Source organism: Sphingomonas profundi (assembly GCF_009739515.1).
In the GTDB taxonomy this organism is placed as follows: Bacteria; Pseudomonadota; Alphaproteobacteria; order Sphingomonadales; family Sphingomonadaceae; genus Alterirhizorhabdus; species Alterirhizorhabdus profundi.
In genome coordinates this window covers 3483445-3508370 of sequence record NZ_CP046535.1, presented here as the reverse complement: position 1 = coordinate 3508370, position 24926 = coordinate 3483445, and the positions used below count along the sequence as shown (strand labels likewise).

The 24926-nt window shown below is 70.2% G+C and carries 15 protein-coding genes; 8 read left to right on the top strand and 7 right to left on the bottom strand.

Annotated elements, in window-relative coordinates:
- The first annotated feature begins 103 nt into the window (after window positions 1–103).
- From GNT64_RS16725 to GNT64_RS16700, 6 genes are all read left to right on the top strand, one after another.
- Window positions 104–1006, top strand: a complete 903-nt coding sequence (locus GNT64_RS16725) for a retropepsin-like aspartic protease (protein WP_197277049.1) — start codon at window positions 104–106, stop codon at window positions 1004–1006.
- Between the two features lie 81 nt (window positions 1007–1087).
- Window positions 1088–4360, top strand: a complete 3273-nt coding sequence (locus GNT64_RS16720; protein WP_338420390.1) for a TonB-dependent receptor domain-containing protein — start codon at window positions 1088–1090, stop codon at window positions 4358–4360.
- An 82-nt stretch (window positions 4361–4442) separates the two neighbouring features.
- Complete coding sequence (locus GNT64_RS16715; protein WP_156680542.1) at window positions 4443–5423, top strand: 2OG-Fe(II) oxygenase; 981 nt, start codon at window positions 4443–4445, stop codon at window positions 5421–5423.
- 61 nt (window positions 5424–5484) lie between these two features.
- A complete protein-coding gene (uvrB, locus tag GNT64_RS16710) occupies window positions 5485–7689 on the top strand; it encodes an excinuclease ABC subunit UvrB (protein ID WP_156680541.1) in 2205 nt (734 codons plus the stop codon).
- 247 nt (window positions 7690–7936) lie between these two features.
- Window positions 7937–8470 carry a hypothetical protein gene (locus tag GNT64_RS16705; RefSeq protein ID WP_156680540.1) on the top strand — a complete coding sequence of 178 codons (534 nt, stop codon included), beginning with the start codon at window positions 7937–7939 and terminating at the stop codon, window positions 8468–8470.
- 613 nt (window positions 8471–9083) lie between these two features.
- Window positions 9084–11567, top strand: coding sequence for a TonB-dependent receptor (locus tag GNT64_RS16700; protein WP_231639061.1), 2484 nt, complete (start codon window positions 9084–9086; stop codon window positions 11565–11567).
- Here the strand turns inward: GNT64_RS16700 and GNT64_RS16695 are convergent.
- The 6 genes from GNT64_RS16695 to GNT64_RS16670 all read right to left on the bottom strand — a co-directional run bounded on the left by GNT64_RS16695 (window position 11540) and on the right by GNT64_RS16670 (window position 19486).
- The gene (locus tag GNT64_RS16695) at window positions 11540–12997 is read right to left on the bottom strand and encodes an efflux transporter outer membrane subunit (protein ID WP_156680538.1); all 1458 of its coding nucleotides are present in this window, start codon (window positions 12995–12997) and stop codon (window positions 11540–11542) included. The genes GNT64_RS16700 and GNT64_RS16695 overlap by 28 nt on opposite strands.
- An 11-nt stretch (window positions 12998–13008) precedes the next feature.
- Window positions 13009–16182 (bottom strand): efflux RND transporter permease subunit, encoded by a 3174-nt coding sequence (locus GNT64_RS16690; RefSeq protein WP_156680537.1) that lies wholly within the window; start codon window positions 16180–16182, stop codon window positions 13009–13011.
- An 84-nt stretch (window positions 16183–16266) separates the two neighbouring features.
- Window positions 16267–17547, bottom strand: a complete 1281-nt coding sequence (locus GNT64_RS16685) for an efflux RND transporter periplasmic adaptor subunit (RefSeq protein WP_156680536.1) — start codon at window positions 17545–17547, stop codon at window positions 16267–16269.
- Complete coding sequence (locus GNT64_RS16680) at window positions 17544–17936, bottom strand: hypothetical protein (protein ID WP_156680535.1); 393 nt, start codon at window positions 17934–17936, stop codon at window positions 17544–17546. The genes GNT64_RS16685 and GNT64_RS16680 overlap by 4 nt, the downstream gene beginning before the upstream one ends.
- A gap of 288 nt (window positions 17937–18224) precedes the next feature.
- Window positions 18225–18839 (bottom strand): TetR/AcrR family transcriptional regulator, encoded by a 615-nt coding sequence (locus GNT64_RS16675; protein WP_156680534.1) that lies wholly within the window; start codon window positions 18837–18839, stop codon window positions 18225–18227.
- A gap of 50 nt (window positions 18840–18889) precedes the next feature.
- Entirely contained in the window at window positions 18890–19486 is a 597-nt protein-coding gene (locus GNT64_RS16670) for a TetR/AcrR family transcriptional regulator (protein WP_156680533.1), read from the bottom strand.
- Window positions 19487–19662: 176 nt separating this feature from the next.
- Here GNT64_RS16670 and GNT64_RS16665 point away from each other — a divergent pair, with 176 nt between their 5' ends.
- Both GNT64_RS16665 and GNT64_RS16660 read left to right on the top strand, forming a co-directional pair.
- The gene (locus tag GNT64_RS16665; RefSeq protein ID WP_197277048.1) at window positions 19663–23112 is read left to right on the top strand and encodes an acyl-[ACP]--phospholipid O-acyltransferase; all 3450 of its coding nucleotides are present in this window, start codon (window positions 19663–19665) and stop codon (window positions 23110–23112) included.
- Window positions 23113–23247: 135 nt separating this feature from the next.
- Entirely contained in the window at window positions 23248–23595 is a 348-nt protein-coding gene (locus tag GNT64_RS16660; protein ID WP_156680532.1) for an EthD domain-containing protein, read from the top strand.
- Between the two features lie 12 nt (window positions 23596–23607).
- Here the strand turns inward: GNT64_RS16660 and hmgA are convergent, their stop codons facing one another.
- Window positions 23608–24912: a homogentisate 1,2-dioxygenase gene (gene hmgA, locus GNT64_RS16655; RefSeq protein ID WP_156680531.1), complete on the bottom strand. Its 1305-nt coding sequence runs from the start codon at window positions 24910–24912 to the stop codon at window positions 23608–23610.
- Between the last annotated feature and the right edge of the window lie 14 nt (window positions 24913–24926).

Here is a 24926-nt window from a genome sequence, read left to right as displayed (position 1 = left end):
CCGCGATACCGCCGACGCGCGAACGCGGCTATGAAGGCGCCATGGCGAGACGACGGATCGATGCGGTCGACGCGATCGGCCGCGCGCGATGGCGGCGGGCGGGATGAGTCCGCACGCGCTCGCCCTGCTGCTGGCGGCGGCGCCGGTGCCGATGCCGCCGCCGACGATCCCCCCCGCCGCGCTGGACGACACGCTGGAGGTGAGCGGCGACGCGATCGACGCGCGCCAGATCGAGACGCGGATGACGGTGGCGGTGCGGGTGAACGGCCAGGGCCCCTACCGCTTCGTCGTGGACAGCGGCGCCGACCGCAGCGTGATCGGCGCCGACCTCGCCCGCCGCCTGGCCCTGCCGCCCGAGGCGGCGGTGACGCTGCACGGCATGGCCGGCGCCAGCCGCGTCGCCACCGTGCGGATCGACCGGCTGACCGTTGGCGCCAGCGACATACCCGACATCGTCGCGCCCGCTCTGGCCGAGCGGCACCTGGGCGCGCAGGGGCTGCTGGGCATCGACGCGCTGGCCGAGCAGCGGCTGATGCTGGATTTCGAGAAGCGCACGATCACCGTGCAGGATGCGCGCAAGCCGCCGCCGGCGAGCGCCGGCGAGATCGTCGTCACCGCCCGCCGCCGCCACGGCCAGCTCATCCTGACGCAGGTGCGCGTGGCCGATCGGCCGATCTACGCGGTGATCGACACCGGATCGCAGGTGACGATCGGCAATTCGGCGCTGCTGGCAAGGCTGGGCCGCCACCGGCCGACGACGCCGGTGACGCTGGTGAGCGTGACCGGCCAGACGATCGCGGCGCAGCAGGCGCTGCTGCCGGAGATCCGCATCGGCGCGGTGACGCTGAGGGGCGTGCCAGCCGCCTTCGCCGACGTGCCGCCCTTCGCCCTGTTCGGCCTCGACCGACAGCCCGCGCTACTGCTGGGCAGCGACACGCTGCAGGCGTTCCGCCGCGTATCCCTGGACTTCCGCGCCCGCCGCGTGCGCTTCGTGCTGCGGCGCTGAGGGGAGGGCCTAAGCGGTGTGGCTTATCGGTTACACTGATATGAAAACGCGCACCCTGGTGGACTGAACGTCACATTAACATTGTGCAACAGCCCACTCCGGCGAAAACATGGCTCCATGAGCGCACCGGATGCGCACGATCGCTTTGTGGGGAACTCCATGTCCAGAAACAGTCTTTTCGCCGCGAGCGCGCTCGTCGGCTCGCTTGCGCTCCTGCCGGTGGCTGCCTTCGCGCAGACGACCGCACCGGCAGGCACCCCGCCGCCGGCCGGTCCGTCCGTCACCACCACGGCCGACAACCTGCCGGAAGTGGGCGCGGACGGCGCCGAGGCGAGCGACAACGGCACGATCGTCGTCACCGGCTCGCGCATCCGTCGCCCGAACATCGATTCCGGCGCGCCGATCACCACCGTGTCAGGCGCCGAATTCTTCCAGACCGGCAAGGTCTCGGTCGGCGACATCCTGAACGAGCTGCCGCAGCTCTCCACCACCTTCAGCCAGCAGCAGTCGACCCGCTTTCTCGGCACGCGCGGCCTGAACCTTCTCGAACTGCGCGATCTGGGCACGCAACGTACCCTGGTGCTCGTCAACGGCCGGCGTCATGTCGCCGGCGACGTGCTCAACACCGGCGTCTCGCCCGACGTGAACACCTTTCCGACCGACCTGATCGAGAGCGTGGACGTCATCACCGGCTACGGTTCGGCTGTTTACGGTTCGGACGCGATCGCCGGCGCGGTGAACTTCAAGCTGAAGCAGGACTATTCGGGCGTGCAGGTGCGCGGCCAGTCGGGCGTCAGCCAGTATGGCGACGGCGGGAACCAGTATATCTCTGCACTGGCCGGCACGAACTTTGCCGGTGGTCGCGGCAACATCGCCGCAAACGTCGAATATGCGCACCAGAGCAAGTTCTTCTCGGCTGCCCGGCCAAAGCTGCGCAACGCCGACGGGATCGTGACGGTCGATTCCGACTCACTCGTCAGCTCGGATGGCATCCCGGATCGCGTCTTCCTGCGCAATACCCGGTCGACGACGACGGCCCTCGGCGGCCTCTACACGGTCGGCAGCCGCAATGGCGCGTGCGGCCGCGATGGGGTGGGCGCGGCCTATAACTGCGTGTACCTCTTCCAGCCGGACGGAACGCTGATACCGCAGACCGGGCAGCGCGTCGGCTTGGCGCCGAACGGCAGCTTCCTCGGCGGCAACGGCTATTCGGGCCGAGAGGGCGAACTTAGCCTGCTTTCGCCGCGGCTTGAGCGGTATTCGGTCAATCTGCTCGGCCACTTCGACGTCTCCGATGCGTTCGTGCCGTTCTTTGAGGCGAAGTACGTCCATTCGGTCGCTCAGGGTTCGCAGAGCGGCCCCTTCTTCTCGTCGGGAACGACGCTGGGCGATCCGGCGACCTCCACGGCCATCGGCAACCGTGAAGCCGTCCGTCTGGACAATCCTTTCCTCACCGCCCAGGCGCGTGCGCAGATCACCGCATTGCGAGCGGCGAACGGCCAGGCATCGACGGACGCCACCCGCGTGATCGTGCGGCACAACTGGCTCGATTTCGGCATCCGTGACGAGAAGATCACCCGCGAGACCTATCGCGGCGTCATCGGCGTGCGCGGCGACTTCAACGACGACTGGAACTACGAGGTCTCGGCCAATTATGGCGAGCATCACGAGAAGAACCTCATCATCTCGAACGTGAACGTCCAGCGCTATTTGCTGGGCCTCGACACCGTGCGCAACAGCGCCGGGCAGATCGTCTGCCGCTCGCAGGTCGACCCGGCCGCCGCGCTGGGCGCGCTCACCGATGCGAACGGCGATCCTCGCACTGTCGCCAACGATCCCTATCTGGCGCAAGACATCGCGGCCTGCGTGCCCATCAATCCGTTCGGTTACGGAACGAGCAGCCAGGCGGCGCGCGATTATGTGCAGGTCAACTCGCGGGCGAGCGGCAAGATCACCCAGTTCGTCGCCAACGGCTTCGTCTCGGGCGATTCCAGCCAGCTGTTCGAGCTGCCCGGTGGCCCGGTCCGATTCTCGCTCGGTGGCGAATATCGCCGCGAGACGCTGAAGTACGAGCTGGATGACCTGACCCAGCAGGGTTACGCCTTCTACAACGCGATCCCATCGTTCCGCGGGCCGGCGTTCGAGGTGAAGGAAGCGTTCGGCGAGCTGCTGATCCCGCTGCTCAAGGACCGGCCGTTCTTCAAGGAGCTGACGCTCACGGGCTCCGGCCGGATTTCCGACTATAAGGGTGCGACCGGCACCGTCTATTCGTATGGCGGCCAGGTCGAGTGGCGGCCGATCGACGACATCAAATTCCGTGGCAGCTACCAGCGCGCCATCCGCGCGCCGAACCTGCTCGAACTCTATCAGGCCCAGGGGCAGAATTTCGCACCCGCGCCGAACGATCCCTGCGCCGCCCGCAACCTGAACGCCGGTTCGTCCACGCGCCCGGCCAATTGCGCGGCCGCCGGCCGCCCGTCCAATTACGACTTCGTCTACACGCAATCGCTCTCGATCCTGTCCGGCGGCAACCCAGACCTGACCGAGGAGACGTCGGACAACTACACGATCGGCGGCGTTCTGACGCCGCGCTTCGTGCCGGGCCTGTCGCTGACGGTCGACTATTTCGACATCACCGTGAACAAGGTCATCTCCTCGATCGATGCGCAGACCATCCTGAACAACTGCTACGATTCGTCTGACCTGAACAATCCGTTCTGCAACCTCTTCACCCGTGCCGGTGCGGCGGGTGGCCCGCAGGGCGAGATCCCGTTCCAGGTGCTCGAAGGGTCGCTGCTGGCGTCCACCTTCAACTTCGCCAAGCTGAAGGCGCGCGGGATTGATGCGGAGCTGGCATATCGCCATACGTTCGGCACCGTCGCGGCCAGCTTTCGGGCGAACTACACCCGCGTGCTGCAGCGTGACGACTTCACCGATCCGACGGATGCCAGTTTCGCGGACCGTCGCCTGAGCGAGGCCGGCACGCCCAAGAACCGCCTGACCGCCAATGCCGAGGCGACCGCCGGCAAATTCACCTTGGGCTATCAGCTCCGCTGGGTGGGCAAGCAGGTATTCGGCGCTGCGGAGAATACCTATTCGGTGAATGGGCAGGATCCGCAGAATCCCGATTATTCGGATCCGCGCTTCTACGGTAACGTGTTCTATCACGACATCCGCGGCGAATATGCCGTCAACGACCAGTTCGGCATCTATGGCGGCGTCGACAACCTGACCAACCGCTTCGGTCCGTTCGGCTCGACCGGCATCGGCGCCAGCACGGACAATATCGGCAACACCGGCTTGTACGAGAATAAGGGCCGTTCCTTCTACGCGGGCGTGCGGGCCAAGTTCTGATCGCACTCCGTCTTTGACTGAAGGGCCGGCGCCGCGATGCGCCGGCCCTTTTTTTATGCGCCGGGGCAGGTATAGCCGGCACATGACCGGGACGATCGCCGAACGGGCGGAAGGCCTTGCCACGAGCGGGCGGCGGCAGGATGCGCTGCGCCTGCTGAAGGATGCCGGCCGGCGCGGGAACGTGGACGCGCTCTATGCCCTCGCGGTCTGGCACCTAATCGGCGAGCGGGTGCGGCGCGATCTCTTCGCCGCGAGGCATTATCTGAGACAGGCGATCGCGATCGGCCACGTCGATGCCGCGCTGATGGAGATCGCGCTGACCGCCAATGGCGGCGGCGGCCAGGCCGACTGGGGGCGCGCGGTGGCGCTACTGCGCATGGCGGCTGCCAACGATCCGCTGGCCGCCGAGCATCTCGCTTTGATCGAGGCGATGGCGCTCGATGCGTGCGGCGCGCCCATGGCGGGCGCGACAGCCGAGCCGGTTTCCGCGTCGCCCGACGCGCGGCTGTTCCGCGCGCTGCTGACGCCTGCCGAATGCGCCCATATCGCCACGACGGCGCGCGACATGCTGGAGCCCGCCTCGGTCGTCGATCCCGCCACCGGCCGCTTCGTCGCGCATCCGGTGCGCACGTCGCACAGCGCTGTCATCGGCCCTGCGCGGGAGACGCTGGTCGTCCAGGCGATCAACCGGCGGTTGGCGGCGGCGAGCGGCACGGACGTGACCCAGGGCGAGCCGCTGACGGTGCTGCATTATGCGCCGGGCCAGCAATATCGCCCGCATCACGATGCGCTGCCGCCGCAGATCGCCCGCGGCAACCAGCGTGTCTTGACGATGCTGGCCTACCTCAACCAGGGCTATGAAGGTGGCGAAACCCGGTTCACGCCTAACGGGCCGATCGTCCGCGGCCGGGCCGGCGACGTGCTGATGTTCGCCAATGTCCGGCCGGATGGCGCGCCCGATCCCGCCGCGCAGCATGCCGGCCTGCCGGTGACGCGCGGCGCCAAGTGGCTGGCGACCCGCTGGATCCGGGCTCTGCCCTACGACCCTTGGGCATTGACCTAGACGGCATCGCCACGCTCCGCGGCGTTGCGCCATGCGGGCAGGCCTCCCATATCGAAAGGCGATGGCCATCCAGATTCGCACCAGCCTAGACGAGCCCGAGACCGGTCAGGGCTTCGTGCCGCATCGCCCGGCGCGGCCGCCCAAGAGCGAGGGCGGCAAGGCCTTCCGCATCGTATCGGACTATGACCCGTCGGGCGACCAGCCGACCGCCATCGCCGAACTGGTGGCGCAGGCGGAGGAGGGGGAGCGCGATCAGGTGCTGCTCGGCGTCACCGGATCGGGCAAGACGTTCACGATGGCCAAGGTGGTCGAGACGCTGAACCGGCCGGCGCTGGTGCTGGCGCCGAACAAGATCCTGGCCGCGCAGCTATACGGCGAGTTCAAGAGCTTCTTTCCCGACAATGCCGTCGAGTTCTTCGTCAGTTACTATGATTACTACCAGCCGGAGGCCTACGTCCCCCGATCGGACACGTATATCGAGAAGGAGAGCTCGATCAACGAGGCGATCGACCGGATGCGCCACTCCGCCACCCGATCGCTGCTGGAACGGGACGACGTGCTGATCGTCGCCTCGGTCTCGTGCCTCTACGGCATCGGCTCGGTCGAGACATATTCGGCGATGATCTTCGACCTGAAGAAGGGGCAGAGCGCCGATCAGCGCGAGATCATCAGGAAGCTGGTGGCGCTGCAGTATAAACGCAACGACCAGGCATTCGCGCGCGGCAATTTCCGCGTGCGCGGCGACACGCTGGAGATCTTCCCCTCCCACTACGACGATGCCGCCTGGCGCATCAGCTTCTTCGGCGACGATATCGAGGAGATCATCGAGTTCGATCCGCTGACGGGCAAGAAGGTGGCGACCCTGCCCTCCGTGCGCATCTACGCCAATTCGCACTATGTGACGCCCGGCCCGACGATGAAGCAGGCGGCCGACGCGATCCGCTTCGAACTGGCCGAGCGGCTGAAGGAGCTGGTGGGCGAGGGCCGGCTGCTGGAGGCGCAGCGGCTGGAGCAGCGCACGAACTTCGACCTGGAGATGATCGCGGCGACCGGCAGCTGCGCCGGCATCGAGAATTACAGCCGCTTCCTCACCGGCCGCCTGCCCGGCGAGCCGCCGCCGACGCTGTTCGAGTATCTGCCCGAGAACGCCCTGCTGTTCGTCGACGAGAGCCATCAGACGATCGGCCAGATCAACGGCATGGCGCGCGGCGACCATCGCCGCAAGATCACGCTGGCCGAATATGGCTTCCGCCTGCCGAGCTGCATCGACAACCGCCCGCTGCGCTTCAACGAGTGGGAGGCGATGCGGCCGCAGACCGTCTACGTCTCCGCCACGCCCGGTGACTGGGAGATGGAGCAGACCGGCGGCGCCTTTGCCGAGCAGGTGATCCGCCCCACCGGGCTGATCGATCCGCCGGTGGAGATCCGCCCGATCGAGAGCCAGGTCGACGATCTGGTGCACGAGTGCAAGCTGACGGCGAAGGCCGGCTACCGCGCGCTGGTGACGACGCTGACGAAGCGCATGGCCGAGGACCTGACCGAATATCTCCACGAGGCGGGCCTGAAGGTGCGCTACATGCACTCCGACGTGGAGACGCTGGAGCGGATCGAGCTGATCCGCGATCTGCGGCTGGGCGTGTACGACGTGCTGGTCGGTATCAACCTGCTGCGCGAGGGCCTCGACATCCCCGAGTGCGGGCTGGTGGCGATCCTGGATGCGGACAAGGAAGGCTTCCTCCGGTCGGAAACGTCGCTGATCCAGACGATCGGCCGCGCCGCGCGCAACGTGGACGGGCGGGTGATCCTGTACGCCGATCGCATGACCGGATCGATGGAGCGGGCGATCGCCGAGACCGAGCGGCGGCGCGAGAAGCAGGAGGCGTATAATGCCGAGCACGGCATCACGCCCGCCACGATCCGGCGCAACATCTCCGACATCGTCGGCCATCTCTCGCAGGGCGACCAGGTGACGGTGGAGACCGGCATCGAGGACCGGCCGCACATGGTGGGCCACAATCTGCGCGGCTATATTGAGGAGCTGGAGGGCCGCATGCGCGCCGCCGCCGCCGACCTGGAGTTCGAGGAGGCCGGGCGGCTGCGCGACGAGATCCGCAAGCTGGAGCAGGAGGAGCTGGGCCTGCCGGTGAAGGAGCACAGGGCGCCGGTGAAGGGCCATGCGATCAGCGGCAAGCCCGGCACGCGCACCACGCGCTACGGCAAGGCCAAGGCCGCGCGGGCGGAGAAGCGCGCGCGGGGACGCGGCTGAGCGGAAAGTGCGGCGGTCGCGGGACGGGGATGCCGGACGCGCCGGACGTCTCTCCGCCTGCGCTTGGTGGATTGCGACGCGCCGGGCAGCCCGTATCGCGCTGGTGCCGTAAGTCGCGGCGGCCAATGTGGCGCCGCGCCGCCACGCTGGTCGCGCGCGCATGCGCATCCGCCGATCCGTCCCGCTCACGGCGCGCCGCGACGGATGGCCCTTTCCTCTCGCGGTCGGATCGACCATGCCCGGCAGCATGACAGACGCCCGCTCCGCCCGCCGTCGCTTCGCGCTTGCGGCAGGCCTGCTCGCTTCGGCCTGCGTGGCGCCGAAGGTGGTGCAGGCCCCGCCGCCGCGCGTGCCGGTGCCGGTGGTGGCGCCGCCGCCGCCGGCGACCACCGACTGGCGCGATATTCCGCTGACCCCCGGCGACTGGCGCTACGCCGCGGAGGCAGGCGGATCGGCCGCACGCTTCGGCCGGGCGGGCGCCACGGCGGACTTCACGGTGCGCTGCGCGACGGCGACGCGCACGGTGACGCTCGCCCGCTCCGTCGCCACGCCCGTGGCCGCCGCGACGATGGCGATCACCACCTCCGCCGGGAACCGCGCCTTCGCGGTCGCACCCGATGGCGGCGCGGCGCTGGGCATCGCGGTGCCGGCGCGCGACCCTTTCTTCGATAGGATGGCGTTCAGCCGCGGCCGCTTCGTCGTCGCGGTGAGCGGCACGGCCCGCCTGGTGATCCCGTCATGGCCCGAATTCGCGCGGGTGATCGAGGATTGCCGCGGCTGAGCAGGCGCGGGCGAAAAAATGATCGCGGACTCTTGCGCAGCGCAGCGCGATCACGCACATTCCGTCGTGTCGACAACTTAGCGAAAGGAGGTGATCCGATGTCTCATGGTTCAGTAATGAGGTCGGTTCAGTCCGTTCGGGGGATGCGCGCCTGAGGGCTTAGCCCTTGTGGTAGCATGGGTCTCCCGGGCCGGCACTTCCGGCCGCTGACCATGTAAAAGGCCGCCGGAGCTTCGCGCTCCGGCGGTTTTTTCGTGGCCGGACACGGCGATCAGGGCGCGGGGCGGGCGTTGCGCTCGCACCATCGGGATCAGCGGCACGCCGGCGATGCGGCGCAGCCGGCGGCCATGCCTCGCATGCCGTCGGGTAGCGCCGCGTGGATCACAAACCATGCCGGCAATGCTGCGCGCACCTGGACGATCGCTCGCCCGCGCCCTCTCATCGGTGCCGCTCCATGCCCTCCGCGTGCTCCGGCCATTGCACAAAGGGATAATTGCCGCGCACCCGGCCCCGGCCCATGCCGTTGCGCGGAACGCTCCGGGTGGCCCCGCGATGGCGAGGGCCGTACCGGGCCTCCTCTCGGGCCGGCGGCGCACGATCATAGGGAAGCATAGTGAACGGGTGGGAGACGGTGATGATCCGCAGCGTGCTGCTTGCCGGCGTAGCCGCGATGGCGGCGCCCGGCGCGGGGCCGGCGCGGGCCGCGCCGGCCGACATCGTCGTCATCGGCCAGACGCCGCTCGGCGACACGGGCACGGGTGCGCCGGCCTTCCCGGCGCAGGCGGCGAGCGACGAGCAGATCGAGGCGGCGCACGCGACCGACCTGACCGACTATCTGAAGCGGATGACCGGCGGCATCTTCGTCAACGACGTGCAGAACAACCCGCTGCAGCCCGACATCAACTATCGCGGTTTCACCGCGTCGCCGCTGCTGGGCACGCCGCAGGGCCTGTCCGTCTACGTCGATGGCGTGCGGGTGAACCAGCCGTTCGGCGACGTCGTGAGCTGGGATCTGATCCCGAAGTCGGCGATCCGATCGGTCAGCCTCGTGCCGGGATCGAACCCGCTGTTCGGGCGCAATTCGCTGGGCGGCGCGCTTTCGGTGCGGACGAAGGACGGCCTCTCCGATCCGGGCGTGGCGCTGGAGGGCAGCTACGGCTCGTTCCGGCGGCGCATCTTCGAGGGGCAGGCGGGCGGCAAGGCCGGCGCGTTCGACTGGTTCGCGAGCGGCGACTATTTCGCCGAGCGGGGCTGGCGCGATTTCTCGCCGTCCGAGGCCTACCAGCTGTTCGGCAAGCTCGGCTGGTCGGCCGCGGGCACGCGGATCGCGCTCTCGACGAGCTTCGCCGACACCGATCTCAACGGCAACGGCCTGCAGGAGCAGCGCCTGCTGCAACGCGACCGCGACAGCGTCTACACCCAGCCCGACACCACGCGGAACCGCGCGGTGCTGGTGAACCTCACCGGCACGCACGATCTGTCTGGGGCGCTCACGCTCTCCGGCAACGCCTTCTATCGCCGCATCCGCACGCGCACCTTCAACGGCGACATCAACGAGGATGCGCTGGGCGAGAATGTCTACCAGCCGAGCGCGGCCGAGCGCGCCGCGCTGGCGGCCGCCGGCATCACCGGCGTTCCGGCGAGCGGCGAGAGCCAGGCCGACACGCCCTTTCCGCGCGTCCGCTGCATCGCCAACGTGCTGCTGAACAGCGAGCCGAACGAGAAATGCAACGGCCTGATCAACCGTTCCGCCACCCGCCAGCACGAAGCCGGCGGCACGCTGGAACTGGCGCTGGCGGCGCCCCTTGGCGGGCTGGACAATCGCCTGACCCTGGGCGGCAGCTACGTCCGCAGCAAGGCCGTGTTCGGCCAGACCTCCCAGTTCGGCTACCTGACGGCCGATCGCGGCGTGGTGCCGGTGGCGGGGCCGGGCGCGTTCGCCGACGGCAGCCAGGATTCGGAGACCGCGTTCGACGCGCGCGTCGATCTCACCGGACGCACGACCAGCTTCGGCCTCTACGGGCTGGATACGCTGCACCCCACCGCCACGCTCCGGATCGATCTCTCCGCCCGCTACGATCGCACCACGGTGCATAATCGCGACGGGATCACGCCCGGCGGCGGCACCGGCTCGCTGGACGGCGATCACCGCTTCGATCGGCTGAACCCGGCCGTCTCGATCGCGTGGGATCCCGCCGGCGCGATCGGGCTGGACGCGGCGGTCGCGCAGACCAGCCGGGCGCCGTCCGCGATCGAGCTCGGCTGTGCCGATCCGGAGAGCCCGTGCCGTCTGCCGAACGCGCTGGCCGGCGATCCGCCGCTGGACCAGGTGGTCGCCACCACCTTCGAGGCGGGCGTGCATGGCGGCGCCGGGCGGCTGACGTGGCGGCTGGGCGCGTTCCGCATCGACAATCGCGACGACATCCTCTTCGTCGCCGACGATACGGCCGGCTTCGGCTATTTCCGCAACTTCGGCCGCACCCGGCGGCAGGGCGTCGATCTGGACGCGCGCTACGCCACCGCCACGCTGCGGCTGTCGCTCTATTATACTTTCCTCGACGCGACCTATCGCAGCGAGGAGAGCGTGGGCGGACAGGGCAACAGCGCGAACGACGGGCCGGCGCCCGGCTTCGAGGGCGACATCGAGATCGCCAAGGGCGATCGCATCCCGCTGATCCCCCGCCACCTGCTGAAGGCGACGATCGGCTGGGATCCGGTGGAGCGCGTGTCGCTGAGCCTCGACATGATCGCCGTCTCCGGCGTGTACGCCCGCGGTAACGAGAATGGCGCGCACGAGCCCGACGGCGTCTACTATCTCGGGCGGGGCCGGACGCGCGGTTATGCGGTGTTCAACGTGGGCGCGGAGGTGCGGCCGGTGCGGCGCGTCACACTGTTCGCGCAGGTGAACAATCTGTTCGACAAGGCGTATGAGACGGCCGCGCAGCTAGGATCGACCGGCTTCGATGCCGCCGGCAATTTCGTGGCGCGGCCCTTCGCCGGGCCGGTGGTGGATGGCGAGCGGCCGCTGCTGGGTTCCACCTTCTACGCGCCCGGTGCGCCGCGTTCGGTTCAGGTGGGCGCCAGGCTGCGGTTCTGACCGGCGGATCCGGACAGGTCGCCTGCCCCGCCACCCGCCGCCTGCCACCCGCCGCCGAGCGCGCGGAACAGATCGACCTGCGTGGCCGCGATGCGGGCGTCGGCGGAAGCGAGATCGGCGTCGGCATCGGCGAAGGTGCGCTCGGCATCCAGCACCTCAAGGAAGTCGATCTGCCCCTCGCGCTGGCGGGCGCGGGTGACGCGCGCGGCGCTGGCGGCATTGTCCCGCGCGGATTGCAGGCGGGCGCGCCGATCGAGCTCTCGGGCGTAGGTGGAGAGGGCGGTCTCGGTCTCCTCCAGCGCGATCAGGACGCTGCCGTCGAACGTGGCGAGGGCGCCGCGCATGTCCGCCTCTGCCCCGGCGATGCGGGCGCGGGCGGCGGACTGGTTGACCGTCCAGCTGAGCAGCGGGCCGAGCAGCCAGCGAAACGCGCCGCCGGTGAAGATATCGCTCAGGCCGGTGGCGGTGGCGCCGATCGATCCGCCGAGCGAGATCTGCGGGTAGAGCTCGGCCGTGGCGACGCCGATCCGCGCGGTGGCCGCGGCCAGGCGGCGCTCGGCCGCGCGCACGTCCGGCCGGCGGGCGAGCAGGGCGGCGCCGTCACCGATCGGGATCGGCCGTGCCAGCCGGGGGGTGGTGGCGCGCATCGCCGCCTGCGGCGGCAGATCCTGCGGCGTGCGGCCGGTGAGGGTGGCGAGGCGGAACAGGGCGGCCTGCCGCTCCGCCGCGATCGCCGGCACCAGGGCGGCGCGCTGATCGCGCAGCGCGGCGATGCGCACCGCATCCAGCTTCGCGGCGCGGCCCGCCTCGACCCGCTTCATGGTGAGCGTGGCCGATCGATCGAGCAGCGCCACGATGCGCGTGGCCACCGCCAGCCGTTCCGCCGCCGCTGCGGCGTCGACATAGGCGCGGGTCGTGGCGGCGACGATGGCGACGCGCACGGCATCGGCATCGGCCGCCGCCGCGCCCACGTCGCCGCGCGCCGCCTCCACGTTGCGGCGGACGCGGCCGGCCAGATCCACCTCGTAGCGCACGTCCAGCCCGGCATCGTAGGTCGCCCGCTCCCGATCCAGTCCGGGCAGCGACTGGATCTGCGCGGTCCGGCCGTAGCTGCCGCCCGCACCGATGGCGGCCTGCGGCTCGCGATCGGTCTTCGCCTCGCGCAGGGTGGCGCGGGCACGGTCCAGCCGCGCGACCGCGACGCGCACATCGGTGTTCGCGGCGAGCGCGTCGGCGACGAGGCCGTCGAGCACCGGATCCTCGTACATCCGCCACCAGCGATCGTCGGCCGGCGCGGCGACGGTGGCGGGGTTCGCCGTCGCGAAGCCGGCGGTCGCGGCCGGCGGCGCCACCGGCGCGACATAGTCCGGCCCGGCGGCGCAGGCGGCCAGGGCGAGCGCGGGAAGGGTGGCGAGAAAGGCGGGCTTCATGCGGATCGCTCCTATTCGGCGGGCTGGAGCGCAGGGGCCGTCGCGGGCCGGCGACGCTCGAACCGCTGCGCCAGCGCGCGGGTGACGACGTAGAAGGTGGGCGTGAAGAGCAGGCCGAAGCCGGTCACGCCGATCATCCCGAAGAACACCGCGGTGCCGAGCGCCTGGCGCAGCTCCGCGCCCGCGCCGGTGGCGATCACCAGCGGCACCGCGCCCAGGATGAAGGCGAGGCTGGTCATCAGGATCGGCCGCAGCCGGTCCCTGGCGGCGCGCACCGCCGCCTCCGCCGGCGAGAGGCCGTCCTGCGCCTCCGCCTGCCGGGCGAACTCGACGACCAGGATCGCGTTCTTGGCGGCCAGCGCGATCAGCACGACGAGGCCGATCTGCGTCAGGACATTGTTGTCCATGCCGCGCAGGTTCACCCCCGTCATCGCGGCGAGCAGGCACATCGGCACGATCAGGATGATCGCGAGCGGCAGAGTGAGGCTCTCATATTGCGCGGCCAGCACCAGGAAGACGAACAGCACCGCCATCGCGAACACGATCGCCGCCGTGCCGCCGGCCGCCTTCTGCTGATAGGCCATCGTCGTCCATTCGTGGGTGTAGCCGGCGGGCAAGGCGGCGTCGGCCAGACGCTCCATCGCCACCAGCGACTGGCCGGATGAGTAGCCGGGCGCGGTATCGCCGTTCACCTCCACCGCCGGGAACAGGTTGTAGCGCGTGACGCGGTACGGCCCAGTCTTGTCGCGGAAGGTGGAGACCGATCCGAGCGGCACCATCGCGCCGGAATTGGACCGCGTCTTCAGGTTGGCGACATCGGCGGTGGTGTTGCGGAACGGCGCGTCGGCCTGTGCCGTCACCCGGTAGGTGCGGCCCAGCAGGTTGAAGTCGTTGACGAAGGCGGAGCCGAGATAGACCTGAAGCGCCTCGAACACGCTTTCCGGCGGCACGCCCAGCATGTTCGCCTTGGCGCGATCGACATCGGCGAACACGCGCGGCGTGGCCGTTTCGAAGAAGGTGTAGACCTGCGCCAGCCCATCGGTGCCGTTGGCCTTGCCGATCAGCCCGGTGGCGGTGCGATCGAGCGCGGCATAGCCGCGATCGCCCTCGTCCTTCACCATCAGGCGATAGCCGCCGGCCGAGCCGAGCCCCTGGATCAAGGGTGGCGGCAGCACGAAGATGCGCGCCTCGCGGATGTCGCCGGTGGCCTGACGCGCGGCATCCATGATGCCGGCATAGGTGACGCCGAGCTTCGCCCGCTCCTCGAAGCTCTTGAGCGGGATGTAGGCGGCGGCGGTGTTGGGCGCGAGCGTCTGCGACGGGCCGTCGAAGCCGGCGAGCATCACCGCCCCTTTCACCCCGGCCAGCGGCAGGATGCGCCTGGCCACCTGCTGCATCACCGCGTCGGTCCGCGCCACCGATGCGCCGGGCGGCAGCTGGATGGCGGTGAGGAAATAGCCCTGGTCCTGCGCCGGCACGAAGCCGGTCGGCGTCGCGACGAACACCGCGGCGGTGAGCGCGATCAGCCCCGCATAGGCGGCCATCATGCGTCGCGGCATCCCCACCAGCCGGCGGGTGAGGCGGGCATAGCCGTCGCTCATCCGCTCGAACCCGCGGTTGAAGCGCTCGCCGAGGGCGCGGAGCAGCCGGGTGACGCGGTTGCCGCCGCCGGACTGGGCGGTCGGCCGCAGCAGCAGCACGGCGAGCGCCGGCGAGAGGGTGAGCGAGAGCAGCAGCGAGATGACCGTCGCGGTGGAGATCGTCACCGCGAACTGACGGTAGAAGGCGCCGGAGAGGCCGCTGAGGAAGATCGTCGGCACGAACACCGCGCACAGCACCAGCACGATCGCGACCAGCGCGCCGGCGACCTCGTCCATCGAGGTGCGCGCCGCCTCCAGCGGCGAGAGGCCGTGCTCCAGGTTGCGCTCGACATTCTCGACGACGACGATCGCATCGTCCACCACGATGCCGATCGCCAGCACCAGCCCGAACAGCGAGAGCGTGTTCAGCGAGTAGCCGGCCGCCGCCAGCACAGCGAAGGTGCCGATCAGCGAGACCGGGATGGCGACGATCGGGATAATCGCCGCCCGCCATTTCTGCAGGAAGACGAGGATGACGAGCACGACCAGGATCATCGCCTCGACCAGCGTGTGCTTCACCGCGTCGATCGACTGGGCGATGAACTCGGTGGGGTTGTAGATGACGCGGTATGCGAGGCCCTTCGGGAAGCGCGCGGACATCGCCGCCATCTCCGCCGACACCGCCTGTGCCGCCGCCAGCGCGTTCGAGCCGGGGCGCTGGAACACGGCGGCGATCACCGTCGGCTCGCCGCTGAGATAGGTGTTGGTGGCATAATCCTGCGCGCCGAGCTCCACACGCGCGACATCGGCCACGCGCACCTGCCGCCCCGCGCCATCCGTGCGGATGACGATGTCGGCGAACTGGGCGGGATCGGTCAGCCGCCCCTGCGTCTCCACGTTCAGCTGGAAGGCATTGCCCTGCGAATAGGGCGGCTGGCCGAGCGTGCCGGCGGCGACCTGCACGTTCTGCGCGCGCAGCGCCGCCACGATCTCGCCCGCCGTCAGATCCAGCGCGGCGGCGCGGCCGGGATCGATCCACACGCGCATCGCATAGTCGCGCGCGCCGAACAGCCGCACGTCGCCGACGCCGTCGATGCGGGCCAGGCGATCGCGCACCTGGGTGAGCGCGTAGTTGGAGATGTAGCCGCGATCGAGCGAGCGATCGGGCGAGACGAGGTTCACGACCATGAGGAAATCGGGCGAGGTCTTGCGGGTGACGACGCCGAGGCGCTGCACCTCCTCCGGCAGGCGCGGCACGGCGACCGCCACGCGGTTCTGCACCAGCACCTGCGCGGCATCGAGATCGGTGCCGATGCGGAAGGTGACGGTGATCGTCACCTGCCCGTCCCCGGTCGATTGCGAGGACTGGTAGAGCATGTGATCGACGCCGTTGATCTCCTGCTCGATCGGGGCGGCGACGGTTTCGGCCACGATTTCGGCCGAGGCGCCCGGATAGGTCGCCGTCACCGTGACGGTGGGCGGCACGATATCCGGATATTGCGAGACCGGCAGCGCCAGATAGGCGATCGCGCCGATGATGGTGATCATCACGGCGATCACGCCGGCGAAGATCGGCCGGGTGATGAAGAAGCGCGAGAAGCGCATGGCGATGATCCTCGAAAGCGGAAGGCGCGGGGCTCCGCCGCCCGGCGCGGGGCTGGGCGGGGTGCAGGAACCGGCCGGGGCCGGTCAGTTGGCGGCGAGCGTCGCTTCGCCGGCGATCGGCGGGGCGGCCATGGCGACCGCCGGCGCCGTGGCGGCGCGGGCGGCGATGCGGCCGGGGTGCGGCGAAACCTTCGCGCCGGCCGTCGCCATCTGCACGCCTTCAACCACGACGCGATCGGCCGGGCCGATGCCCGAGCGGACGATGCGGAGTCCGTCCACCACCGGGCCGAGCTCCACCGGCCGCGCCGTGACGACGTTCGCGGCATCCACCGTGAGCAGCACCTTGCGTGCCTGATCGGTCATCACCGCCTCGTCAGGCACCAGCATGGCCTTCGCCTTGCCCGCGCTCGCCAGCCGCATGTTGCCGAACAGGCCGGGGGTGAGGAAATAGTCCGGGTTGGCCAGCACCGCCCGGCCGCGGATGGTGCCGGATCGCTGATCGAGCCCGTTGTCGGTGAAGTCGAGCCGGCCCTTCCAGCGGTGCGCGGTTTCGTCCTGCAGGCGGATCTCGACGGCGGCGGGGGCGGCGCCCGGCTGTCGCGCGCGCTGCGCCTTCAGGTAGAGCGCCTCCGACCCGTCGAAGGTGAAGTAGATCGGATCGAGCGCGTTGATCGTCGTCAGCACCGTGCCGCCGGTGCCCTCGCCGCCCGCCACCTGGTTGCCGGCATCGACCCGGCGATCGGAGATGCGGCCGCCGATCGGCGCGCGCACCCGGGTGAAGGAGAGATCGAGCGCCCGCGCCCGCACCCGCGCGTCCGCCGCCGCGACGGCGGCCTGTGCGGCCTTCAGTCGGCCGCGCAGCGCATCCACCTCTCCGGCGGAAACCGCCTCGTCGGCGATCAGCCGTTCCGCCCGGGCCAGATCGGTGCGGGCGAGGGCGAGGGTGCTGGCGGCGCTGGCGGCGTTGGCCCGCGCTTCCGCCAAAGCGGCGGCGAAGGGGCGGGCATCGATGGTGAAGAGCAGCTGCCCCGGCCGCACGATCTCGCCATCGCGGAAGTGGACGCCGGTGACTTCGCCCGCCACGCGCGGGCGGATCTCGACCGTGCGGCTGGGGGCGAAGCGGCCGACATAATCGTCCCACTCGCTCACCTCGCGCACCAGCGGCGTCGCGACCGTCACTGCCGGTGGCGGCGGCGCGGCGTGGGCCGCCTCGGGCCGATCGAGCAGCTTCATGCCGCCAGCGGCGAGCAGTAGAGCGGGCACCAGGATGACGCCGCCCCGCTGCCAGAGCGGACGTCGATGGCGCTGCGCCTGTGGCGCCGAACGCTGCTCGTCCGGTCGCTCGATGGTCGTGACCATGTTCATGCGGCGAGGCTCCGCTCGCGCCGGCCGACGCGGATGCCGGTGACGCTGACGACGAGCGTCTCGATATCCGCCTCGGTGAAGCCGGCGGCGAGGAAGCGGTCGATCTCGGACAGCGGCACGGCGAAGCCGCGATGCCACGCCCACACCGCCATCCGCCGTAGCGCCTCCAGCCGGGGATCGGCGAGCGGCGAGGCCTCACCGAGACCGAACAGGCTGCGGACGGCGCGCGACATGCGGCCGGGCTGGCTGAGGCTGCCGAGCGATTCGTTGCGGGCCAGCGCGATGACGCTCCATTCCAGGGCGGAGAAGGCGGCGGGCACCGCCTGCGGCGCGGCGATGGCGCGGGTGGCGGCGGCGGCGAACAGCGTGTCTGAATCGAGATAGGCCATGGATGATCCCCTTTGGCGCGGGCGCGCATCCGCCCCGCCGGCGAATGGCCTGCGGCGTGCAACGGATCGCGAAGAGATGTGCGGAGACGCCTGCGATGCCGGGGCGCCGCAGCTTTTCCACGAAGGCGAGAGGGCGGAAGGTGCGGGCCTTCCGCGTGGGCTCAGGTGATCGTCCCGGTCATGGGCATTTCCCCGCTGCTCCGCCGAACCTGAGCGGGGAGCTTCGATACCAGGCGGTATATAAAGCTGGCGTTCATCGCGTCAACCAGCTTCTGTACCGCTTGGTAATTATTTTGTCGGCCAGACCGCCAGGCTGGTGTCGACAAGCCGCTTGAGATCGTCGCACGATGCGCCGGCGCCGCCCTGCACGGCCAGGCCCTGCGTTATCGTGAGCAGATACTGGGCGAGCGCGGCGGCATCGATCCCCGCCGGCAGCTCGCCGGCGGCCTCCGCCTCCTCGAAGCGGCGGACGAGCGCGGCTAGCGAGGACGCGCGCCGCTTGATCACCTCGGCCTTGATCCCCTCCGCCTCCGGCCCGCACGCGCCCACGCTGATGACGCTGAGGCAGCCCTTCGGATCGCAGGTGCTGGTCTGCATGCCGAGCGCGCCGCGCAGCAGCCGCTCGGCCACGCCGCGCGCGGTGGGCGCATCCAGCGCGGACATCATGTAGGCGAGCTTCTCGCGCTCGTAGAGATCGAGCGCCTTGTGGAACAGCGCCTCCTTGTTGCCGAAGGCGGCGTAGAGGCTCGGCTTGGTGATCCCCATCTCGGCGGTGAGTTCCGCCATGGAGGCGGCTTCGTAGCCGTTGCGCCAGAACACGCGCAAGGCCGCCGCCAGGGCGGCATCGACGCAGAACTCGCGCGGGCGGCCTTTCGGGGCGGGCAGGGTGTCGACGCTATCCATACCAAGCGGTATATAGTGGCGCGGGGCGCGGCGTCCAGCCCCGGCCGGCCCTATGAGGCGGCCGGCCCGGCGATCGCCTCCCTGATCCGCGCGAGCACGGCGTCCATCGGATCGCGCTCGCCGAGCAGCGCGAAGGTGCCGTCGATCGCGAAGGTGCAGTGGCCGTGCACGGTCGCGAGCAGCGAGCGGGCGAGTCGCGCCGCCTCGCCGCGCCGATGCGGGGGCAGCGCCGCCGCCACCTCGCCATCGACGAGCCCGAGCAGGCGGGCGAGGGCGCGGGCGTACCACTCCGGCAGGGTCTCGCCCGGCGGCGAGCGGTGCGCGTAGATCGCCGACCAGCTCTGCGGGTGCGCCTCGGCAAAGGCGAAGTAGCTGGCGACGAGCGTGGCGAGGCGATCGTCCGGCGCGGCCGCCAGCGCTGCCTCGATCGCCTCGGTCCAGAGCGTCAGGGTGCGGGCGTTCACCGCCAGCAGCAGGCGGTTGAGGCTGCCGAACACGTTGTAGAGCGTGCCGACCGAGTAGCCGATCCGCTTCGCCACCTCCCGCGCGGAGAAGCGGGCGAAGCCCACCTCCGCCATGTGGCGATGCGCCTCGGCGACGATCAGCGCCTCCAGATCGGCGCGGCTGTGATCGGATCGGCGGCCCACGAGACATTCCCCCTCGCATTAATTGAGCGATGTTCAGAAAACAATTGAACGATGCTCAGTATCGCGCTACGCCACGCCTCGCAAGCTCCGGGGAGTCGTGCCATGCCTGTTTCTGCCGCTACGGACGGCCCGGTCGCGGGACCGTGGATTAATCTTTATGTGGCAGGGGAAGGGGCATGACCGCGCCGAACCTCAGCCTGCTCGCCCGCCGCCGCTTCCTGCCGCTGTTCGCCACCCAGTTCTTGGGCGCGTTCAACGACAATCTCTATCGCTCGGCGATGCTGTTCCTCGTGTCGTTCCGCCTGTTCGCCGGCGATGCGGACCGCGCGGCGATGGTGGCGGTGATCGCCGGCGGCGTCTTCATCCTGCCCTACTTCCTGTTCTCGTCCGTCTCCGGCCAGCTGGCCGACGCGACCGACAAGGCGCGGATCGCGCGGCTGGTGAAGGTCGCCGAGGTGGCGATCATGGCGGTGGGCGCCGCCGCCATCGCCAGCGGATCGCTGCCGCTGCTGTTCGTCACACTGTTCGCCATGGGCACCCACTCCACGGTGTTCGGCCCGGTGAAATACGCGCTGCTGCCGCAGCATCTGGCGCCGGCCGAGCTGATGGGCGGCACCGGCCTGATCGAGGCGGGCACCTTCCTGGCGATCCTCTCCGGCCAGCTCGCCGGCGGGCTGCTGGCGCCGTCACAGGCGATCTGGGCGATGCTGGGCGTGGCCGCGATCGGACTGGCGGCGAGCCTGTTCATCCCCGCCGCGCCGCCCGCCGCGGATCGTGCCGCGATCGACCCCAACCCGGTGCGATCCACCCTGGCGATCGTGCGCGGCGCGGCCGCCCGCCGATCGCTGTTCCTCGTCATCCTGGGCATCACCTGGTTCTTCTCGCTCGGCGCCGTGCTCACCCAGCAGTTCGTGCCGCTGGTCGGCCATCTGAACGCCGGGCAGGATGTGGGCGCGCTGTTCCTCGGCCTGTTCTCGGTCGGCGTCGCGATCGGCTCGCTGCTCGTCGGCCGGCTGCTGGCGGGCGAGATCTCGGCGCGCTACGTGCCGGCGGCGGCGCTGGTGATGGCGGGCGCCACGATCGATCTGGGCTTCACCGTGGCGGGGCTGGCGCCGGCGGCCGCCACCGTTGACATCGGCGGCTTCCTGCGCAGCGCCGGCAGCTGGCACCTCGTGGTCGATCTGCTGGTGATCGCCATTGCGGGCGGCGTGTTCATCGTGCCGCTCTACGCCCTGCTCCAGACGCTCGGCGATCCGGCCAACCGATCGCGCGACATCGCGGCGAACAACATCGTCAACGCCATCGGCATGGTGGGCGTCTCGCTGGTCGTCGCGGTGATCCTGGGCGGTGGCGCGGGTTCGGCCACCCTGTTCGTCGTGCTGGGCGTGCTGGGACTGGCGGTGGCGCTGGTCGCCTGCGTGCTGCTGCCGGAAACGGTGTTCAAGGCGCTGATCCGCATGACCTTGCAACTGCTCTACCGCGTGGAGCTGACCGGCGCCGAGAACATGCCGGCAGCCGGCAGCCGCGCGGTGGTGGTGGTCAACCACGTCTCCTTCCTGGATGGCGTGCTGCTGGGCGCCTTCCTGCCCGGCAAGCCCACGTTCGCGGTGCACACCCGCATCGCCGAGGCATGGTGGCTGCGGCCGTTCCTGAAGCTGTTCGACGTGTTCCCGGTCGATCCGACCAACCCGATGTCCGCCAAGGCCATGGTGCGCGCGGTGCGCGAGGGCCGCACGCTGGTGATCTTCCCGGAGGGGCGGATCACCGTGACCGGCGCCTTGATGAAGGTGTTCGACGGACCCGGCATGGTGGCCGACAAGGCCGACGCGCCGATCATCCCGGTGCGGATCGACGGCGCGCAGTTCACCCCCTTCTCGCGGCTGGGCGGCAAGGTGCGGACGCGGTGGTTCCCCAAGATAAGGCTGACGGTGCTGCCGCCGCGCCGCTTCGCCATCAAGGGCGCAATGTCCGCGCGGGAGCGGCGGGCGATCGCCGGACGGCGGCTGTACGACGAGATGAGCGCGATGATCTTCGCCACCTCCGACACCGGCCGCACGCTGTTCACGGCGCTGCTGGACGCCGCCGACCTGCACGGCCGCGACGCGAAGGTGGTAGAAGACGTGAAGCGCGTGCCGCTCTCCTACGGGCGGCTGGTGACGGGTTCGCTCGCGCTCGGCCGGGCGCTCGCCCGGCGGACGGCGGCGGGGGAGGCGGTGGGCGTGCTGATGCCCAACGTGAACGGCGTGGTGGCGACCTTCTTCGCGTTGCAGGCCGGCGGCCGCGTGCCGGCGATGCTGAACTACACGGCCGGCGCCGCCAACATCGAGGCGGCCTGCACCGCCGCCGAGATCAACACGATCGTGACGGCGCGCGCCTTTGTGGAGCAGGCGAAGCTCGGCGATCTGGTGGCGGCGCTGGGGCGCGCGCGGCGGATCGTGTATCTGGAGGATCTGGCGGCGGAGATCGGCCTGTTCGCCAGGCTGCGCGCGCTGGTGGCGGCCCGTTTCGCGCGAGCGGCGCACGGGCGGCTGCGTCTCTCGCCCGATGCGCCGGCGGTGATCCTGTTCACCTCCGGATCGGAGGGGTTGCCGAAGGGCGTGGCGCTGAGCCACCGCAACCTGCTGGCCAACTGCCTGCAACTGGCCGCGCGGATCGACTTCAACCCGACCGACATCGTGCTGAACGCGCTGCCGGTGTTCCACAGCTTCGGCCTGACCGGCGGCACCTTGCTGCCCGTGCTGAACGGCATCAGGACGTTGCTGTACCCGAGCCCGCTGCACTACCGGATCGTGCCGGCGATGGCCTATGATGCGAACGCGACGATCCTGTTCGGCACCGATACCTTCCTGGCCGGCTATGCGCGCATGGCGCATCCGTACGATTTCTACAGCGTGCGCTACATCTTCGCCGGCGCCGAGAAGGTGCGCGACACGACCCGGACGACCTATGCCGAGCGCTTCGGCCTGCGCATCTTCGAGGGCTATGGCGCGACCGAGGCGGGGCCGGTGATCGCCGTCAACACGCCGATGCACTATCGCGCGGGATCGGTCGGCCGGCTGATGCCGGCGATTGAGGCACGGCTGGAGCCGGTGCCCGGCATCGACGACGAGGGCGGCACGGTCGGCCGGCTGGCGATCCGCGGGCCGAACGTGATGGCCGGCTATTACAAGGTGGATGCGCCGGGCCGGCTGCAGCCACCGGCCGAAGGCTGGCACGACAGCGGCGACATCGTGCAGCTGGACGGCGAAGGCTTCGTCACCATTCGCGGGCGCGCCAAGCGGTTCGCCAAGATCGGCGGCGAGATGGTCTCGCTGCCGGCGGTGGAGGGCTATGCCGCGAGCCTGTGGCCGGATGCCGCCCACGCAGTGGTGACGCGGCCTGATCCGCGCAAGGGCGAGCAGCTGGTGCTGTTCACCACCCGGCCCGACGCCGCTGCCGGGCCGCTCGGCGCCTGGGGCCGGGCGAACGGCGTGGCCGAGCTGGCGCTGCCGCGCGACGTGCGGGTGGTGGCGGCGATCCCCGTGCTCGGCACCGGCAAGACCGACTATGTCACGCTGGGCGAGTGGGCCGTCGACGCCGGCCGCGCGCCGGCGGGGCCGGCCGACGAGGCGGCGGCGGCGGCGTGATGCCGCGCGGCGGCGTGCTGCTGTTCTCCGCCTTCTGGGCACCGGCCTGAGCCGCGCGCTCTACTGGCATTAACGGCGGCTTGGCGGCCGCCGCGCCGCGCCTGATGAAGCGGAACGGGCGTTCGGGAGGGTGCGATGATCAAGGTGCTGGTGTTCATCAGGAGGCTGCCGCATCTGAGCCGCGAGGCGTTCATCCGCTATTATGAGGACCATCATGTCCCTCTCGCGGAGCGGCTGCTCGGCCGCTACTACGGCTATCGGCGGATCTACCTGACCGACGGCCTCTACCCCGAGGGGGTGACGAGCGACTTCGACGTCGTGACCGAGCTGACCTTCGAGAGCGAGGCCGTCTACGATCGCTGGCTGGGCGACCTCGCCGACCCCGAGATCATCCGCCAGATCCGCGAGGACGAGCGCCACTTTCTCGATTCAAGCTACACGCGCATGTGGCGGGTGGAGGACCACGTCTCGCCGATGCGCTGACGCGGCGCGCGATCAGCCCGGCAGCGATGCCTTGGCGAAGTCCGCCCAGACCTCGTCATAGTCGAGCTGGGCGAGCGGCGTCTCTGTCGCATGGGCGGTGGGGCGCAGCACGGCGCGGCTCTCGAACATGAAGGCCATCGTGTCGGCGATGCGGTGCGGCGCGAGATCGGCGGCGATCGCCTTCTCGTAGCTCGCGCGATCCGGCCCGTGCCCGCTCATCTGGTTGTGGAGCGAGGCGCCGCCGGGGGCGAAGCCGCCCTCCTTGGCATCGTAGGTGCCGTGGATCAGGCCCATGAACTCGCTCATCACGTTGCGGTGGAACCATGGCGGGCGAAACGTGCCTTCCGCCACCATCCAGCGCGGCGGGAAGATCACGAAGTCGCAATTGGCGGTGCCGGGCGTGTCGCCGGGTGCGGTCAGCACGGTGAAGATCGACGGATCGGGATGATCGAAGCTCACCGTGTTGATCGTGTTGAAGCGCCCGAGATCGTAGCGGCAGGGCGCGAGATTGCCGTGCCAGGCGACCACATCGAACGGCGAGTGGCCGAGGGTGGTCGTCCACAGCCCGCCCTGGAATTTCTGCACGATCTCGTGAGGGCCGTCGCGATCCTCGAACCAGGCGACCGGCGCCTCGAAGTCGCGCGGATTGGCAAGGCCGTTCGAGCCGATCGGGCCGAGATCGGGCAGGCGGAACGGCGCGCCGTAATTCTCGCAGACATAGCCGCGGGCCGGCCCGTCGATCAGCTCCACGCGGAAGCGCAGGCCGCGCGGCAGCAGGGCGACCTGGAACGGCGCGACCTCGATCACGCCCAGCTCGGTCACGATGCGCAGGGCGCCCCGCTCGGGCACCAGCAGCAGTTCGCCATCGGCATCGAAGAAGGCACGATCGACCATCGACGCGGTGGCCGCGTAGAGGTGGACGGCGACGCCGGCGCCCGCCGCCGCGTCGCCGTTGCCGGCATAGGTGACGAGGCCGTCGACGAAGTCGGTGGGCGATGCGGGCAGCGGCAGCGGATCCCAGCGCAGCCGGTTGGGCGAGAGCGGCACCTCACCGAACGGGGCGGAGCGGATCAGGCTGTCGCGCCCATACGGCCGGAAGGCGGGATGGTTCGCGGCCGGACGCAGGCGGTAGAGCCAGGAGCGGCGGTTCTCCGCGCGGGGCGCGGTGAAGGCGGTGCCGGACCATTGCTCGGCATAGAGGCCGAACGGCACGCGCTGCGGGCTGTTGCGGCCGACCGGCAGCGCGCCGGCCACCGCCTCTGTGGCGAAGTGGTTGCCGAAGCCGGGCTGGTAGCCGTCCGGCCGCGCGACGGCCATGATCCATTCTCCTG